The organism is Pseudomonas putida (genome assembly GCF_028682635.1).
GTDB lineage: Bacteria > Pseudomonadota > Gammaproteobacteria > Pseudomonadales > Pseudomonadaceae > Aquipseudomonas > Aquipseudomonas putida_AE.
In genome coordinates, this window is record NZ_JANHLK010000015.1 from 17,530 (window position 1) to 34,212 (window position 16,683).

Below are 16,683 nucleotides of genomic sequence, written 5' to 3' on the forward strand. Positions count from 1 at the left end.
AGAGCTCACTGGTTAGGAAGAACGCGAAATTTTATCACAAGCGTCGGGATTGGCCCGCGCCCATACCAAAACACTGGCCAGGCCAATGGGTAACCAGCTGATAAACCATTCGGCCCTCGGTGTGCCGTTCAGGCTGGCGGCATCGAATTGCATCGCCAGGGTAGAGAACAACCAGATGCCGATGACCCCCTTGGCATAGAGCGTTTCCCGAACCTTCCAGGCCTCGCGCAGTACTGCGATCCAGGTCGCCACCCACAACAACAACCCTGGCAGGCCCAATTCGATGGCTACGTGGGTGAACAGGTTATGGGCGTGGTCAAAATGCTGCCCATCGGCGAACACATTGTAGTTACTGCCAAGGCCCAGGCCGCGCCATGGGTGTTCCGCGATCATTTGCAAACTGGCCATCAGGATCTGCGGGCGATAGGAAACACCGCGCGACAGGACCAGGGATTCGAAAAGCCAGAACGCCAGCATCGCGATGATCAATGCGAGCGCCGCGACGAGACGACTGCGTCGGTCACGGCACCAGACCGGCATGGCCAGTATCGTGAGAAACAGTGCCAGGGCCGCGCCGCGACTCTGGCTGAGCAGGACAAATATCCCCAGAACGCCCAATGCAAGGGCATAGACTACCTGCATCAAGCCCGTACGCGGTGTCCAGAGTACCAGCCACACGGCTGCCAGGCCGATGACGTAGCCGCCCAGGATCGGATGGGACAATTCGCCCAGCCCTTCCACGCGTGAAACCCAGACGTTGCCATGCATTCCATAAAATTTGACGATCGCCACCAGCGCCGTGACAGCCAGCCCTATACCTCCCCATTGCATGACGCGGATCACGCGCTCGGGTCGGGCATTGGCGAAAACCGGAAAGAACAACAGGAACACCACGATGTACAGCACGCGCTTGGCTGCGCGATCAGGATCAGGCGTGTTCGACCATGAAAGACTGAGCAGTGACCAGATCACCAGCCCCAGCAACGGCAGGTAGATCCAGCGCTGTTCATGGAACAATTCCCGAAGCCGGGCCCGTGCGGACCAGCAGAGCATGATTGCAGGCAACCAGAGAAACACCACCAAGCCTTGCTGATAGAGCTTGTTGGTAGGCGCAATGGCGATGGCCAACAAAAACCACAAAAGACCTACTGTCATCCATGCTTGCGCCCAACGAGTTTCTTGCATCAAATTGCTCCTGTAAGCGTTCGCTCACCCAACCCGACATGGTTAAAGCTGAATTTTTTCGGCATCATTGCCCGCCATGGCGCCCCGTTCTTCCAACAAGGCTTTCTACGATGCAATGTTCCCGGCTCCCTCAAGCCACCCTGAATCAAATGATTGACGGTGCCAAAGTATTGGAGGCCGACAGTTACGGGCCAAAAGTCTACCTGTTGCAAGACGGGAATATCCTCAAACTGTTTCGTCGCAAGCGTATATTTTCATCCGCCTTGTTTCGGCCTTACTCGAAACGCTTCATCGACAATGCCGTCGAACTGCAGAAGCTCGGTGTGCCGACCTTGCAGGTCCTGCAGTATTACCGACTGCAGGCGCCCGGCATGACAGCCGTGCTGTACCAGCCGCTGCCAGGCCAGACCCTGCGCCAGATCGCCAGCAAGGACGGTTTCAACTGGCCGCAAGCCTTGCCTGAACTGGCCGGATTGATACGTCGACTGCATCAATCGGGGATCTACTTCCGCTCACTGCACCTGGGCAATATTGTGATCACGCCCGACAATCAAATGGGCCTGATCGATGTGGCTGACATGCGTTTCCTGCGAGCCCCTTTGCCTCGGCATCTGATCAAACGCAACCTGCAACACTTCGCGCGCTATATTGCACGCGAGAACCTGAACGACACCTTTCCGATGCAAGCATTGGAGCAGGCAGTGCTGCCCTCATGAGAGTAGTGCACGGGCGGTCTGGCTGAAGCTCAGCCAGGCTTGATCCGGCCCTAATGCCTGGAACTGATCAGCGGCGACCGCTGCGGCAGAGACGCTGAACGCTCGCAAGATCGCGTCGCGCCAGGCGTTCACATCGTCAACCGGGGCGTACCAGCCACTATCGGCCAGCTGTTCGCGAAATACCGCCAGGTCACTGGACAGTACCGGAACCCCCGCCATGACCGCCTCCTGCATGATCAGCCCCAGACCTTCCTCCCGCGACGGGATCGCGACCCAGTCGAACGCACGATAAAGACGCGCCGCATCATCAAGATGGCCCGGCAGCAAGACTTGCCCATGCAGCCCCAGCTCATCAATACGAGCCTGCAGCGAGGCGCGGGTGCTGCCTTCCCCGACAATCACCAATTTCAGGTCGGGGCGCTCCCGCAATGCCGCCGCAAAAGCATCAAGCAGGCAGCCGAAGCCCTTTTCCGAAACCAGGCGCCCCACCGCTCCCAATACCGGCCCACCGTCCGCAGGCAAGCCCAACCGGGTCCGCGCCTCTTCCCGAGGAAGCAAAGCGCAACAGAAGGCGGCAGGCTCAAAGGCACTGCGCAAGGTCATGACCGGTATTTGCAAGTCACTGCTCAGTGAGGCTGCGAGGGTGTTCGACACTGCAGCCAAGGCCAGCTGGGAAGCCGGGAGCTGTTGAAAGAGCACTCGATCACCCGCATGCAGCCGAGTCGCCCCATGAAAGATGACCACGACGCGGATATGCGGCAAGGACTTGAGTATCGGTAACAGCGTGCGCGCTACGCCCAATCCGTCGAGCAACAACAGTCGTGCGTCGCTGTCCTGGAGGGCGCGGTGAAAGCGGGCTCGCATCCAGGGTTTGGTCAATCGCCAGAAATGCCGCCCTTTCAATCGGGCAGAAGACAGTCCCCACTCGCGTATCTCACCGACGTCCACTCCGCATTCGGCGGCGTCTCCCTGGAGCAACCAGGTTTTCACCGGGGCCGAGGGCAAGGCTTGAGACAGTATCTGCTGATGCACCTTGTGGATCGAGGCAAACGGAGCACCACCTGCCCACATCACGTTGAGAATACTCATAGGGCAAGCAGCCAATACAAAAGGTTATGGGGATAAGCTGCGGTGTCGCTACTTGATGGACCAGCCAATGCAGACTCCCAACAACAAAAACAAAACGAACTTGACCTGTTCGCGCCGGCTGCGACGCGCCTTGCGCTGTCGCTCTACAGGCGTTTGCACGTGCAGGCCAAACCCGGTGTGCATGACTGCGTCCGCTTCAAGCGTCAGGGCAGTCAGGTTCAACTGTGCGTATCGCTGTGACAGCGCTTTCTCGCCAGCGTGCCCGGAAAAAGGCGCGCACAATCGATATTCCTTGACCCGTCGCAGGCCTGGGTTCAGCGAGAACCCCTGCCACTCCGGCTTGTCGGAAATCAATGGATGGCAAGCCACTCCACCGACGACTTCACGCGGCCCCAGATGAATGTAGGGGCTGTGAACCCGCAGATCATGAGTATAGCTACGCAACCATACTTGCAGGATTTCCGGGCGAGATTGGAGAACGGTCATGGAGTCCTCCACAAACCCTGGGCGGTAGAATTCCCAGTCATCCTCGCAATGGAAGATATAGCTCGTGCTGACGTGTTCGTACGCCAGGTCGATCGACGCCAGCTGACCCAGCTTGGGTCGATTGACGAAGACCGTGCAGTGATCCTTCCAGTGGGCTGGAATCACCGCGTGTACCTCTGCGTCACCTGCATCCTCGGTGATGAACACTTCGCGGATGGGCGCCGTATTGAATCGATCGAAGCTCTCGAGGGTGGTCTTGAGCAGGTCCAGGCGACCACAGCTTGTGACCACCAGCGTGATGTCACTCTCGTGGGAAAAATGCACGGTTGTCTCAACAAAGTAGAAGTGGCCAGCAATATCAATGGCTGGCCAACGCTTGTCAAACACCCAAATTGAGTCGAATTCTTTCCAACAGACTCAACGGCGCGCGAGGGCGCAGTGCAGGCTCAAGTTCTTCGACGATACGTTGGCCGATGCGGGCAAAGCTGAATTGGTTGACCGCCAACTCCCGACCATTGCGAGCGATGCTCTGCGCCAGTTGCGGTTCGCTGCGCAGTCTGGCCAGTTTCTCCTGAAGCTGCGCAATGTCCTGGTAGAACACCACGTTTTGCATGTCCTGCAAGCCCAGCGCCTGGTTTTCCGCTGCGCCCTGATCATAAGCCAGCAAGACACAGCCACAGGCCATGGCCTCGAAATTCTTGATCATGAACTCGCCCATGCCGACGTCGGCACTGACGAAAAAGCGAATGCGGTTGAGCGTATCGCGGTACTCCTCGCCGGATTTGGTGCGAGTCACCACCAAAGGCTCGACGCGACCCAGTTCATCGAGCAAGGCCTTGCGACCGCTGTAGGCAACGCTGTTGGTACTGCCGACGAACGCCAGCTCGATATCCCGCTCGCGCCCCTGATCCGCAAGTTGCGTCTGGTCATAGCCCTTGGGCACGAACACCGCATCGAAACCCTCTGCACGCAGGCGCTCGGTGACAACGAAGCCGGAACTGATGACCCGCGCCCAGGGCAGGCGACGGTAGTGCGCGCTGAACTTGCCGGTGTACTTGCAAGGAATGTAGTTCTGGTAAGCATCGTGTTCGAGAATGACCAGGTTGGGAATCGTGCGGATAAATCCGACCTGGCGGATCTCCTGCTTGAAACGCAGGAAAAACACGATCCGGTCGTATCGGGACACATCGACTTCACGCCGGAAATAACTGCGCAGGTTGCGCTGTTCCTTGCTGCTCAACCACCGCAAGTCGCACTCGCAATGAGCCGCGACCCCGTCGTACAGACGGTCCAGAATGGCCCGCTGATCTTTCTGCACCAGAAATAGAACTTTCATCGTCTTCCTTGCCACAACAGGCAAATGGAGCAACACCTGAATCCGAACCTGCCGCCAGGCAGCCGACCTTCAGGCCCATGACACCTTACAAACGCCAAAACAGTTCCTGGCGTCGCACAGCCTTGCGAAAAAATTCATTTTCGCCGTATGGCGAACCGCCCCGCCCCGCGAGCAACCGCTGCAAACCACGCCGCAGGCGACGCTTGAAGGGAGCCGGTGGCTGCAGGTCGTGCATCATTGCCAATGCCATGGCCTTGTCACGCTGCTGCGCCAGGGAAAGCTGCAGACACCAGGGATGCATCTGCTGGCCCGGATCGAACACAGGAGGAAGGGCAATACCGGCTCCGGTGTCACCCATGGGCCAGCGATCGTTGTCGTGCAGGTGATTGGCATACCCCAACAGCGTCGGCTGCCAATCAAGACCCTTTAGCGCTTCGAGCACCGCGGCCTGCGCGCAAATGTGATCGGGATGGGGGTCGAGGGTCGGGTGCGGCAACACGATCACCTCAGGCCGAGCCCGCAGCAGCAGGGCTTGCAGATCCGCCAGCAGGTTGTTCCAGGTGGGCGCGCCATCGACATCGCCCGGCAGGCCAAACGGGTTCAACTGACGAAACAACCGGGTGTCGTCCAAATCCGCTTCCCGCGAGCCTATCGGCTTGGCGGGCGATGCCTGCATGGCCGCCAGTTGCAGGCAGAAATAGCCCAACTGCACGCAATGGGCTTGCGGTACACCGGCCCAGCGCGGCACGGCGATGCTGTCCCAGGCGCGCAACCGGCCTTTGAGGCGCGCCGCCTCGACCTTGTCCATGCCCATGCGCTGATAATGTTCGGCTTCGATTTCACCGGCGGTGAGCGTCACGATCCAGGTCTCGTCCGCCTGGCTGTACAAACCGTAGGCGGCCAGCTCGGCATCATCGGCGTGCGGGGCGATGACCATCACCCGTTGCCGGCGAAAGTCCGGATGCTCGAATGCCCACAGGACCGGCTCGCCCACCAGCCGGCAGAAACGCCCGCGCAGACGCAACTCACCACGCGACAGCACCTGAGCCTGGCCACTGAGATTGAGGTAACGCAGGCCATTCACACCCCGCTCGAAGGTCTGCCGGTCCGGGTTATCGCCACCCAACAACTCGACCACAGGATCGAAGAAGCGTCCCAGCCACGTGCTTTTTACCTTCAGGGCCAGCACCAGCGTCGCGTCGTCGACCAGCATGACACCCTCGTCCAGGCGCAGATGCTCCCCGCTCAGGTGCACCTTGGGCTGCGGGGTGTAGGGCGCAAACGTGTATTGATAGTGGTCGTTCGGCGAATAGAACAGGTGATCGGCAAACCAGGCTTCGTGGACCACCCAGCCCACCACCGCCAGCACCAGCGGCAACCACCACGCCACCAGGATGCCGCAAAGGATCAACAGCACCAGTGCGACCAGCAGACCGATGCGTTTGTTGCGCCGGTGGCGCTTGAGCAATTGCTGTTTGCGGTTCATGGGCTGACTCATACGGTGTAGACCGGCACAGGGTTGCACCAGCGATCCTTGTATTCCCGGTCGGCGCGGCCAAAGGAAAAGCGCAGGGGCTTGTCCAGTGCCCTGGCGTGCTCCCAGGCGCTTTGGGTGTTGAGAAAACTCAGCACGCTACCGGGGCTGAACTCGCGGGTTTCGGGGTCGACACCGCCATTGATGTATTCGACGCTGATCCACTGCGGCGTCTCGACGCGGTACACCAGTTGAATGGCAATGGGGGCATCGTTGAGGAAAATCACCGAACCGATCAGCAGCTCGCGCAACAACTCGATGACCTCGGCCATGCGCTCGGCACCGGTCGCCGGGAACCCCCAGCGGCGCTGGAACAGATCGCAATAGATCGCCCCCAGCTCCTGGCTGGAAAATTCGCTGACCGGTCGTACTACGCCGCCTGCCTCTTCCAGCAACCTGAGTTCGCGGCGCTGGTTGTAGCGAAACTTCTTCGACAACTCTTCGGGCGTGCGGGCCATGGCCAGTTGCTCGGCCTGCAGCCGGATGCCGGTGAAACGGTTTTCGTTGAGCGCCGACAGGTAACGCCCGCGATGGCGCAAAGGTGCCTGGGCATCGGCCGCAGCCGGCAGGATGATCTCGGCATTGCCAAGGTCGAACAGGCCCTTTTTGCCGTTACGCTTGAGCACGTCCTTGGACAAGGCGAGGTCGCGCCCCCAGGTCGGGATTGCGGCCTTGATTTCGCCGTCCTGCTCCCAGGCCAGGTATCGCACGGGGATACCGGCCAGCTGCGCCAGGCGCTCGACCACCAGTGGGTGAGTGGCGACGCTGCCGCCATAACGCTGCCAGGCCTGGGCATAGGTCGGGGCATCGGAGAGCGACCAGCCACGTTCGCGCCAGCCTTGAAATCGGTTGAGCATCAGCCCCTCTGTGCCAGTTCGGTAACGTGCGGCAAGTGCCAGAAAGCATCGCGCACCGCGCGGTCGGAGAAGCGTTCGCGCAGGCGCTCGAGCATCAGCTCGGCACACTGGCGACGTTGCTGCTCGTCCATTGCGGCCAGATGTTGCAGGCCTTGAGCCAGGTGCTCGGCATCGCCCAGCGGGAACAGGATGCCCACGCCTTCGACCACTTCCTTCGCGCCGCCACACGCCGTTGCAAGCAACGGCACGCCCGCCGCCATGGCTTCGAGCAGCACCATGCCGAAAGGTTCATGATCGGAGCTCAGGGCAAACACATCGAATGCCTTGAAATACCGTCGGGCCTCAGGGACCTGACCAAGGAACAGCACGCGGTTGCCAATGCCCAGCTCGCGCGCCTGGGCTTTCAGATCCTGCTCCAGTCGACCGCTACCGAGGATCACCAGCTGGCTGTTGGCCGGTAACCCGGGCAGCGCCTGGGCAAAACCGTCCAGCAAGGTGGCCTGGTCCTTGTCCGGATGCAGGCGACCGACGTTGCCGACAATCCAGGCGTCCTCCGACAGGCCGAGGGTCTCGCGCGCCTCGCGAACCGATACCTGGCTTGCCTGCAAAGCCGGCACATCGATCCGGTTATACAGGGTCTGAATCTTTGCCGCCGGCCACTTCGGCAGGCATTGGCGCATGTCATCGCGCACCGCATCGGACACCCCGAGCAGGCTCAGGCGCTTGCGGAAAACCTGCGCGAAGAGTTTGCGTGTGCCGCGTTTGTAATCGTCAAACGCATGGTGCACGCCAATCACCGGCAACGAGGTGCCGAGCAAGGCGATGTAGATGGGCTTGAAGCGATGGGCAATGCAGAAACTGAAATTGCGCGAAGCGGCGATCTTGCGCAGATCGCCGATGGCGCCCAGCTTCAAGCCACGAATGGCCTTGGAGCTGTATTCCATGAACAACACTTCATCGGAGGCGCAACCGGCGGCAACCTCGGCATCGGCGACCCCGGTCAGGAACACCGTGGTCACCCGGTAACCGGTCCCCGCGAAGAGGCTGGCGTACTGCCGCGCGCAGTCCAGGAACGGCCCGTCATAGCCGTGGCAGAACTGCAGCACATGGCGTTCAGCCGAGCGTGTCATAGGTGTCCGCGCCCTCTTTGACCACCAGGATGTCTTCCATGATCAGATACTGTAGATCGGAACCGAAGAACATGTTCAAGGCGTCGGTCGGTGAACAGATCATCGGCTCGCCACGACGGTTGAGCGAGGTATTCAGCGACACGCCATTGCCGGTGAGGACTTCCAGCGCCTTCATCATGTCGTAGTAGCGCGGGTTGTATTCGCGCTTGAGCACCTGGGCACGGGAAGTGCCGTCTTCGTGGACGACTTCCGGCACGCGGGTTTTCCACTCTTCAGCCACTTCGAAGGTGAAGGTCATGAACGGAGCCGGGTGATCGATCTTGATCATCTGCGGCGCCACGGTGTCGAGCATCGACGGGCAGAAAGGCCTCCAGCGCTCGCGGAACTTGATCTGGTGGTTGATGCGGTCGGCCACGCCGGGAATGCTCGGGCAACCGATGATCGAGCGACCACCCAGTGCGCGCGGACCGAACTCCATGCGGCCCTGGAACCAGGCCACCGGGTTACCATCGACCATGATCCTGGCGATCTGCTCCGGCATGTTGTCGAGCTTGCGCCAGGTCGGCTTGTTCTCGTGACGGGCGCAGGCCGCGATCACGTCTTCGTTGCTGTACGACGGGCCGAGGTACACGTGTTCCATCTTCTCGACCGGGACGCCACGGGCGTGGGACACATAGGCTGCCGCGCCCACCGCGGTACCGGCGTCGCCGGATGCAGGCTGGACGAACAGTTCCTTGACGTCGTCGCGGGCGATGATTTTCTGGTTCAGCTTGACGTTCAACGCACAGCCACCGGCGTAGGCCAGCTTGCCGGTTTCCTTGAGCACGTCGCCCAGGTAGTGGTCGATCATCTGCAGCGCAATTTTTTCGAACAGCGCCTGGATGCTCGCGGCGTAGTGGATGTACGGCTCGTCGGCGATGTCGCCTTCGCGCTTCGGACCCAGCCACTCGATCAGCTTCGGCGAGAAGTAGTAACCCTTGCCCTTCTCTTTGTAGCGACGCAGGCCGATGACGTTGGCATAGTCGGTGTTGATCACCAATTCGCCGTTTTCGAACGAGGCCAGGCGCGAGAAATCGTATTTGCTGGCGTCGCCGTACGGCGCCATGCCCATGACCTTGAACTCACCGTCGAGCATATCGAAACCGAGGAACTCGGTGATCGCGCCGTATAGGCCACCGAGGGAGTCCGGATCGAAGAATTCCTTGATCTTGTGGATCTTGCCGTTTTCGCCATAACCGAAGAAGGTCGTGGCGTACTCGCCCTTGCCGTCGATCCCGAGGATCGCGGTTTTCTCTTTGAAACCGGAGCAGTGGTAGGCACTGGAAGCGTGGGCCAAGTGGTGTTCGACCGGCTCGATCTTGATCTTCTTCGGGTCGAAGCCCAGTTGCTCCAGGCACCAGACGATCTTGTTGCGATAGCGCTTGTAGCGACGGTTGCCCATCAGGATCGCGTCGAGTGCACGATCCGGGGCGTACCAGTAACGCTTGGCGTACTGCCAGCGGGCCTTGCCGAACAGGCTGATCGGTGCGAATGGAATCGCTACCACGTCAACGTCGGAAGGCTTGATGCCGGCCTGTTCCAGGCAGAACTTCGCCGATTCGTAGGGCATGCGGTTCTTTGCATGTTTATCGCGTACGAAGCGCTCTTCTTCCGCCGCCGCGACCAGCTTGCCGTCGATGTACAGGGCTGCGGAAGGATCATGGCTAAGGGCGCCGGACAGGCCAAGAATCGTCAATGCCACAGGGGTCTAGCCTCTTTAGTCTGCGTGCAGGCGCAATGCGCCTCAATAATTAATGTGCCCTCGCAACGGGCGAGAGACAGCTAAAGGGCGGGATTATAGCTTAAAGATGCCGGGAATGACCCTACGGTTATCAGCCTCGGGCAGGCCGCCAGTAAATACGGATGTTGCCATCCGTGCCCTGCCGGTAAAGGGTGTAGGGCAAGACTACGGTATCCAGCGTGCCGGACAATGCCAGGTCCAGCAAAATGACTGGAACGAAGATACCCGTTGGATCGGGAGGCGCATTCAATACGCAAAAGTCGTAGGCCAGGCCGCTGTAGACCCGTGGGATGAACTGACAATAAGTTTTTTGCCGTCGAAGCGCCTGGGCCGCGTCGGCATCGTCCTGCAAGACCGTCGAGACGGTCCCGCACCCTGTCAAAGCCAGTGAGATGACACCTGATGTGACTGCCTTTTTGATCGTCAAAGCTTGCCCTCCGTGAACGTCAGGCAAGCTAGCATCGTGGTCATTCACGCCACAGTTCATGGCTTCCCAAGTTCCTGTAGGACGATGCTTAAGAAGTTGTCCCTTATCTTCGCTGGCTGTTCCGGCCCCTTCGCGAGCAAGCCCGCTCCCACATTTCGACCGCTTTCATCTATGTGAACGCGGTTGAAATGTGGGAGCGGGCTTGCTCGCGAAGAGATTCAGACTGCGCTGGAGATATCTTTCGGAAGACGCTGATCGATGACCTGATAAAGCGCACTACTCTCAGGCCAGTTGCGCATGAACCGCGCCCGATCCCGCGCATACGCCGGGGCGAAATTGGCGAGCGAGCCGTGCTGGCACATAGAATCCAGATCGATCAGCGCCCAGCGATCCTGCTGCCAGAACAGGTTGTGACCCTTGAAGTCGCCGTGGCTGATGCGCTCGGCAATCAATTCGGCAAACAGGTGATCCAGCGCCAGCAACTCGGCTTCAGGCGCATCACCACTCTCGATGTACGGTGCGAAACGCTCGATGATGTCCGGCCCCGACAGATGTTCGGTGATCAGATAGGCACGGCTGCGCAACCAGAGAAAACGCTTCTCCAGCACCGCCAGGGGCTTGGGCGTGGCGATGCCGAGAAAGGCCAGGCGATTGCCTTCGCGCCAGGAGTGCCAGGCACGGCTCGGGCGCCAGAAGCGCTTGAGCCAGTGGGCGAAACCCTTGATGTTGTAGCGCTTGATCACCAGCGTTCGGCCATCCACCTCGACCTTGCCAACGCTCGCCGCGCCGCCGGTCTTGTACAGGTGCCCCTGATCCAGCAAGGCATCGGCCTGGGCCAGTACGGGCAGCATGGCCGCTTCTTCTTCGCGACGAATCGCCCGCAAGCCGAACGCTCCGCGCTGGACGCTGAACAGCGTGCATTCGCGACCGACCTTGATCAGGAAGTCCTTGAGGCGCCAGCTGCGAACCTTGTCGACCTGTTTCTGCAGCGCCTCCATGGGCAGGGCATGCTCGCCGTTGCTCAGCAGGTAGTACACCAGCAATTCTTCGGTGAACGGCTCCAGCGACTTGGGCAACTGGGCGAAAAACACCCCGAGATTTTCCAGGACCTTTTGCCGCGAGAGCGGCTGGCCTGGCGTTTCGCTGCAGATACCGGCGCCATCGATCAAATACAGTCGATTGCCCTGGCGCAGCAGGTTGTCCAGGTGCAGGTCTTCCTGCCACAAACCTTTGCGATGCATTTGACCGATCGCGCCCAAGGCTTGCGCCAAAACGGCTGACTGCTCATCGGCCAGCACCGGCAGGCCTTCCACCTGCTGCCAGGCATCCCCCAGGCTTTGGGCGCTCTCAAGGAATTCAAACAGCAGCCAGCCACCCTCGCCATCCTTCAGACCGTCAGCCAACAGCAGCGGCGTGGTCAGGCCCTGGGCGGCGAGCAGTCGTACACCGTCCAGCTCGCGCTGGAAATGCCGCGCAGCCTTGCTGCCAACCAGCAACTTGGCCAGCACGGGCCGACCGCGCCAGACACCCGCACCGACATAACGCTGCCCGGGCAAGACCCGCAACAGGGTCAGCAACTGTAGCTGCGCCGGCCCGGCAGCATCGGCCAGTGAAAGACTGAGCGGCAGGCTCGGGTGACGGCCAGCGCTTTTCAGTTCGGATAAACGCATCAGCGCTTCTCCTTATGGCTGCGTCGCGCGGTCAGGCGCGTCAGCCAGGTGTCGATCAACGAGCTGTCCTGGGGTTGATCCAGATAAGCGCCCAGCAGCACCCGCAATTGCCCTTCGCTCCACTCGGGCGCCCGACGCAGCAACGGCTCCAGGTCCTTTACGCGGTCGCGCAGCCCGAACAACAGGTGCCGGGTCTTTTCCAGGTCGATCAGCTGCGCCTGATACCCGTCGCCGGTGGCCCGCAGAAAAATATGCTTGGGGTAGAAGCAGCCATGCACCTGGCGCATGCCGTGCAGACGCTGCGCCAGGTGCCCGCAAGCTTGCAGAATGGCTACCTGCTGCGCCTCGCCGAGATCCGTCCAACGATGCAACAGCGAATCCAGATCATCCCAACCGTCGAGGGCACGCGTCAGGAGAATGGCCCGGGTTTCACCGTCCACCTTGCGCTCACCGAAGAACACCGCCTTGAGCGCCGGTATGCCGAGCTTTTCGTAACGGCTGATGTTGCGAAACTCCCGGGCAAAACTCGGCTCGCCAAACGGCGCATGCAAGGTATGCATCTGGTAGTTGCTCTGGCGCTTGAGGTAGTAGCCACGACCTTCCAGTTCCAGTCGAAACACGCTGCTCCAGCCACCCCGCAGGGTGTTGGGTTCGTCCACGGCATCGAGCTGCCGGGCCCAGAGCGCGTCGAACGTGCCGAGGCCGTGACGCTCAAGCAGCGCACGGTCTTCAGCGGCCAGAAAATCAGTCATTCGCGTCCCTCGAAAAATCTCACCACGTGCCGGATGCGTTTTTTATCGGCGGCATTGAGCCGGGTCCGTTGGCGGTATTGCAGGTAAAAGCGCAGGCGCTGGGTGGCCGACAGTTGATACTTGGCGACCTTGTCCAGGCAGGCCAGGTCCTTGGTGATTCGGTACTTGAGCCAGAAACCTCTCCAGAAATCACCGTTGGGGCAATCGATCAGGAACAGTCGGGCCTGATCGTCGACCAGCAGGTTGCGCCACTTCAAATCGTTATGGGTAAAGTGATGCTCGTGCATCGTGCGGGTGTAATTGGCCAGTTGTCGGCTGATGCTGTCGACCCAGGCGCGGTCCGCCAGTTTCGCATCGTGCCGCTCGGCCAGGGCCGACAAATCTTCCGTATGTGGCAGTTCGCGGGTGATCATCGCCCCACGATCATAGGCTGCACCGCGACGCTCCAGCCCCCAGGCCACCACCTCGGCGGTGGGGATGCCCCACTTGGCAAAGCGCTTGAGGTTCTGCCACTCCATCTTCACCCGTGGCTTGCCCAGGTAGCGGCGCAAGCCCTTGCCTGCCCCCACGTAGCGCTTGACGTAATAGTTGACGCCATTGCGCTGGACGCGAATGACCTCCGACAGCGGATCGCGGGTCAGGCGCTCGCCCTGCAGCGCAAACACGGCATCAAGGCTGCCGAAGTCTTGTGCCAGATCGCGATAAGCAGGCTCCAGTCTCCAACCCGCCATCAGAGCGCGTCTCCGTACCGCTGTTTACGCTCGTAAAGCTTGTTGGCCTTGCCTTCGAGCCAGCTCAGCAGCCCCGCTTCTTCGCCCAGGATCTGGCGTAGCGGCCGCTGGAAATAACCCTTGAGGAAACGCAACTTGTCGCGCCGGGTCAGGCCGATGTCCAGGGCGGAAAAATACAGCGCCGCCAGATCCTTGTTACGCCAGCGCGAGGTGATCGTCGGACGGGTCTGGGCGCGGTGCAGGTCGATCACCGAGAGTTTGAAATCGTCTGCGGTCACCGGCTTGTCGGTGTGCAGCAGGAAGTGGCAGATGTAGCAGTCACGATGGTTGACCCCGGCGCGGTGCATCATGCCGGTCATGCGCGCCACTTCAGCGATCAGCGCGCGCTTGAGTTTTGGCTCCGGCGGCTGCTTGGACCAGTTGATGCTGAAATCTTCAAGGCTGACGGTCGGCGCCAGCTCTTCGGTGACGATGAACGAATGCTGGTCCGCCGGGTTGCTGCCTTTTTCGCCATAGGCGACGGCGGTCATGGTAGGCACGCCGACTTCCTGCAGGCGCTGGATGGCCTTCCACTCCTGGCCGGCACCCAATACCGGCAGCTTGGCGGTGAGCAGGTTCTTGAAGATCTCGCCCCAGCCGATGCCACGGTGGATCTTCACGAAAAACCCGTTGCCGTCCACCTCGGTGCGCAGGGTACGGCGAGCTTCGAGCTCACGGTACACCTCGCCCTGCAATCCCTCGACTTCGGCGAACGGGTCGCGTCCGGCCCAGAGGCTCTTGAACGGTTCAGCCAGCATCAACTTCATTTAAGCGTGCTCCGCCAGAATCACATCGGCCGCATGCTGCGGCATGCTGTAGAGGTCGGCCGTCTCGGCGAAGGCCACACCGTTGCGGCTCCAGGCCGCCCTTGCTTGAGCGTCGTTCAACATGCCGGTCAGGTACTGGGTCAGCTGGGCTTGATCGAACGGCTCGTCCAGCACCAGGCCAGCGTCGGCCTCGGCGATGTAATGGGCGTACCCGCAGACCGCGCTCACCAGCACCGGCAACCCGGCCACCAGCGCTTCGAGCAGCACGGTACCGGTGTTTTCGTTGTAGGCCGGGTGGATCAACAGATCGGCGCCCAACAGGAAACGCGGAATATCGCTGCGGCCCTTGAGGAACGTCACGTTGTCGCCGAGCCCCAGCGTGGCGCTCTGCATCTGGAATAACTTGGGGTCGTCCTGGCCAATTACAAACAGCCGGGTGCGCTTCTTCAGATCAGCGGGCAATGCGGCCAAGGCCTTGAGGCTGCGATCCACACCCTTGGTCTTGAACCCGGAGCCGATCTGCACCAGCAGCAAGTCATCGTCCTTCAGATTGAATTCGGCGCGGAACCCGGCGCGAATCTCGTCCGCATCCGCCGGCCGACGACGATCCTGGGCAATGCCTGGTGGCAGCAGGTGGAAGCGTTCCAGCGGCGTGCCGTAATGCTTGATGAACAGCGGTTGCTGGACCTCGGAAATCATCAGCACTTCGGTCTTCGCCTCTTTGGCGAACACCGCCCGCTCGTACTCGGCGAAGTGGCGGTAGCGGCCCCAACGTCGGTACAGCGAGTTGCGCAGGTTCTGCGCCTTGTCTTCGAAGCAGCCGTCGGCGGCGTAGTAGACATCCAGGCCCGGCATCTTGTTGAAGCCGATCAAGCGGTCCACCGGACGCTTGGCCAGGTCCGCTTCCATCCACTCGCTGAGCTTTTCGTTGCGTCGATGGTTGAAGAAGGCCTTGACCGGCGCCACCAGCACTTCGAAACCCGGCGGCACCTCACCTTCCCAGATCAGCGTGTAGACGCGGATCTGATGGCCGCGCTTCTGGCACTCCAGGGCGATGCGCATGAAATCGCGCTGCAGGCCACCAAAGGGAAAATACTTGTACAGGACAAATGCCAATTGCATCAGCGCAGCTCCTCAGCCAGTAATAACGTGCTCAGTCGGCTCGCGACACGCTCGGGATTCAGACGCGTGAAGCACAATGGCCACTCGCGTTTCAGGTCAAACTGACGGGCATCTTCGGCCGTCGGTTGATAGGTGCATTTCTTTTGCAGGCACGGCGCGCAGGGGAAGTCGCTGGCCAGGTGTATCTGCGACTTGCCGTAGGCCCCGGTCAGGCCCGGATTGGTCGGGCCGAACAGCGACAGCGTCGGCACATCCAGTGCCGCGGCCAGATGACCGAGACCGGTATCCACCGCCACGCAGGCTTGCGCGCCAGCCAGGACTTTACCGACCCCGGCCAGATTCAACTTGGGCAATACCTCGGCGTGTTTGAAGCCGGCGGCGATGCGCTCGGCGCGGGCCTTCTCCGCCGCGTTGCCCCACGGCAGTTTCACGCCCACCCCGAGATATCCGACCCGTTCGGTCAGCTCGCGCCAGTAGGCTTCGGGCCAGTGCTTGGTGTCCCAGGTGGTGCCGTGCAGGAACACCACATAGGGATTCTTGCGCGGCAGCTCGACCAGGCGTTCGACGCTCAGGCCGTAGTCGCCCAGGCCCTTGGGCAGGTCATAACCCAGGGCGATGGCGAACAGCTGACGCACCCGCTCCACCGCATGCTGTCCGCGGGCAACCGCCAGGCGACGGTTATAGAACCGCGCGGCGACGGGCTCGCGTGCCGAACTTTTATCGAGACCCGCCACCGGGGCTTTCACATACCGGGTGAGCAAAGCGCTTTTCAGCAGGCCCTGGGCGTCGATGACCAGATCATATTTGGAGGCGCGGACGCTTTGCTTGAAGCGTTTCCACTCGCCACTCTTGATGGTCTGCCAGATGTTCTTGCGCCAGCGCCGGATCGCCACCGGGATCACCTTGCCCACCGCCGGGTGCCAGCTCGGAATTTCGGCAAAACCTTCCTCCACCACCCAGTCGAACGTGATGCCGGGGATGGCCCGCGAGGCGTCGGTCAGCGCCGGCAGCGCATGAATCACGTCGCCCAGCGATGAAGTCTTGATCAGCAGTACCCGCAAA

General features: G+C 60.9%; 16 protein-coding genes. 1 reads left to right on the forward strand and 15 read right to left on the reverse strand.

Going from position 1 to position 16,683, the window contains the following annotated elements:
- Positions 1-12: 12 nt before the first annotated feature.
- The gene (locus NPS56_RS18960; protein WP_274076022.1) at positions 13-1,185 is read right to left on the reverse strand and encodes an O-antigen ligase family protein; all 1,173 of its coding nucleotides are present in this window, start codon (positions 1,183-1,185) and stop codon (positions 13-15) included.
- Positions 1,186-1,295: 110 nt separating this feature from the next.
- Between NPS56_RS18960 and NPS56_RS18965 the strand changes: the two genes are divergently transcribed.
- Complete coding sequence (locus tag NPS56_RS18965) at positions 1,296-1,901, forward strand: toluene tolerance protein (protein ID WP_274076131.1); 606 nt, start codon at positions 1,296-1,298, stop codon at positions 1,899-1,901.
- Here NPS56_RS18965 and NPS56_RS18970 read toward each other — a convergent pair.
- The 14 genes from NPS56_RS18970 to waaC all read right to left on the reverse strand — a co-directional run bounded on the left by NPS56_RS18970 (position 1,896) and on the right by waaC (position 16,682).
- Positions 1,896-2,990, reverse strand: coding sequence for a glycosyltransferase (locus tag NPS56_RS18970; protein WP_274076023.1), 1,095 nt, complete (start codon positions 2,988-2,990; stop codon positions 1,896-1,898). The genes NPS56_RS18965 and NPS56_RS18970 overlap by 6 nt on opposite strands.
- A gap of 48 nt (positions 2,991-3,038) precedes the next feature.
- Positions 3,039-3,800: a glycosyltransferase family 2 protein gene (locus tag NPS56_RS18975; protein ID WP_274076024.1), complete on the reverse strand. Its 762-nt coding sequence runs from the start codon at positions 3,798-3,800 to the stop codon at positions 3,039-3,041.
- 55 nt (positions 3,801-3,855) lie between these two features.
- On the reverse strand, positions 3,856-4,812 hold the full coding sequence (locus NPS56_RS18980) for a glycosyltransferase (RefSeq protein WP_274076025.1): 957 nt from the start codon (positions 4,810-4,812) through the stop codon (positions 3,856-3,858).
- 85 nt (positions 4,813-4,897) lie between these two features.
- Positions 4,898-6,298, reverse strand: a complete 1,401-nt coding sequence (locus NPS56_RS18985; RefSeq protein WP_274076026.1) for a PIG-L deacetylase family protein — start codon at positions 6,296-6,298, stop codon at positions 4,898-4,900.
- Positions 6,299-6,306: 8 nt separating this feature from the next.
- On the reverse strand, positions 6,307-7,203 hold the full coding sequence (locus NPS56_RS18990) for an antimicrobial resistance protein Mig-14 (RefSeq protein WP_274076027.1): 897 nt from the start codon (positions 7,201-7,203) through the stop codon (positions 6,307-6,309).
- Positions 7,203-8,333 carry a glycosyltransferase gene (locus NPS56_RS18995; protein WP_274076028.1) on the reverse strand — a complete coding sequence of 377 codons (1,131 nt, stop codon included), beginning with the start codon at positions 8,331-8,333 and terminating at the stop codon, positions 7,203-7,205. Before NPS56_RS18995 ends, NPS56_RS18990 begins: the two co-directional genes overlap by 1 nt.
- Positions 8,317-10,074, reverse strand: a complete 1,758-nt coding sequence (locus NPS56_RS19000; protein ID WP_274076029.1) for a carbamoyltransferase family protein — start codon at positions 10,072-10,074, stop codon at positions 8,317-8,319. The genes NPS56_RS18995 and NPS56_RS19000 overlap by 17 nt, the downstream gene beginning before the upstream one ends.
- A 130-nt stretch (positions 10,075-10,204) precedes the next feature.
- On the reverse strand, positions 10,205-10,540 hold the full coding sequence (locus NPS56_RS19005) for a YceK/YidQ family lipoprotein (RefSeq protein ID WP_274076030.1): 336 nt from the start codon (positions 10,538-10,540) through the stop codon (positions 10,205-10,207).
- A gap of 218 nt (positions 10,541-10,758) precedes the next feature.
- Positions 10,759-12,210 carry a lipopolysaccharide kinase InaA family protein gene (locus NPS56_RS19010; RefSeq protein WP_274076031.1) on the reverse strand — a complete coding sequence of 484 codons (1,452 nt, stop codon included), beginning with the start codon at positions 12,208-12,210 and terminating at the stop codon, positions 10,759-10,761.
- Positions 12,210-12,962, reverse strand: coding sequence for a lipopolysaccharide kinase InaA family protein (locus tag NPS56_RS19015; RefSeq protein WP_274076032.1), 753 nt, complete (start codon positions 12,960-12,962; stop codon positions 12,210-12,212). The genes NPS56_RS19010 and NPS56_RS19015 overlap by 1 nt, the downstream gene beginning before the upstream one ends.
- Entirely contained in the window at positions 12,959-13,693 is a 735-nt protein-coding gene (locus NPS56_RS19020; protein WP_274076033.1) for a lipopolysaccharide kinase InaA family protein, read from the reverse strand. Before NPS56_RS19020 ends, NPS56_RS19015 begins: the two co-directional genes overlap by 4 nt.
- On the reverse strand, positions 13,693-14,499 hold the full coding sequence (rfaP, locus tag NPS56_RS19025; protein WP_274076034.1) for a lipopolysaccharide core heptose(I) kinase RfaP: 807 nt from the start codon (positions 14,497-14,499) through the stop codon (positions 13,693-13,695). Before rfaP ends, NPS56_RS19020 begins: the two co-directional genes overlap by 1 nt.
- Positions 14,500-15,621 (reverse strand): glycosyltransferase family 4 protein, encoded by a 1,122-nt coding sequence (locus NPS56_RS19030; protein WP_274076035.1) that lies wholly within the window; start codon positions 15,619-15,621, stop codon positions 14,500-14,502.
- Positions 15,621-16,682, reverse strand: coding sequence for a lipopolysaccharide heptosyltransferase I (gene waaC, locus NPS56_RS19035; RefSeq protein WP_274076036.1), 1,062 nt, complete (start codon positions 16,680-16,682; stop codon positions 15,621-15,623). Before waaC ends, NPS56_RS19030 begins: the two co-directional genes overlap by 1 nt.
- Position 16,683: the final 1 nt, after the last annotated feature.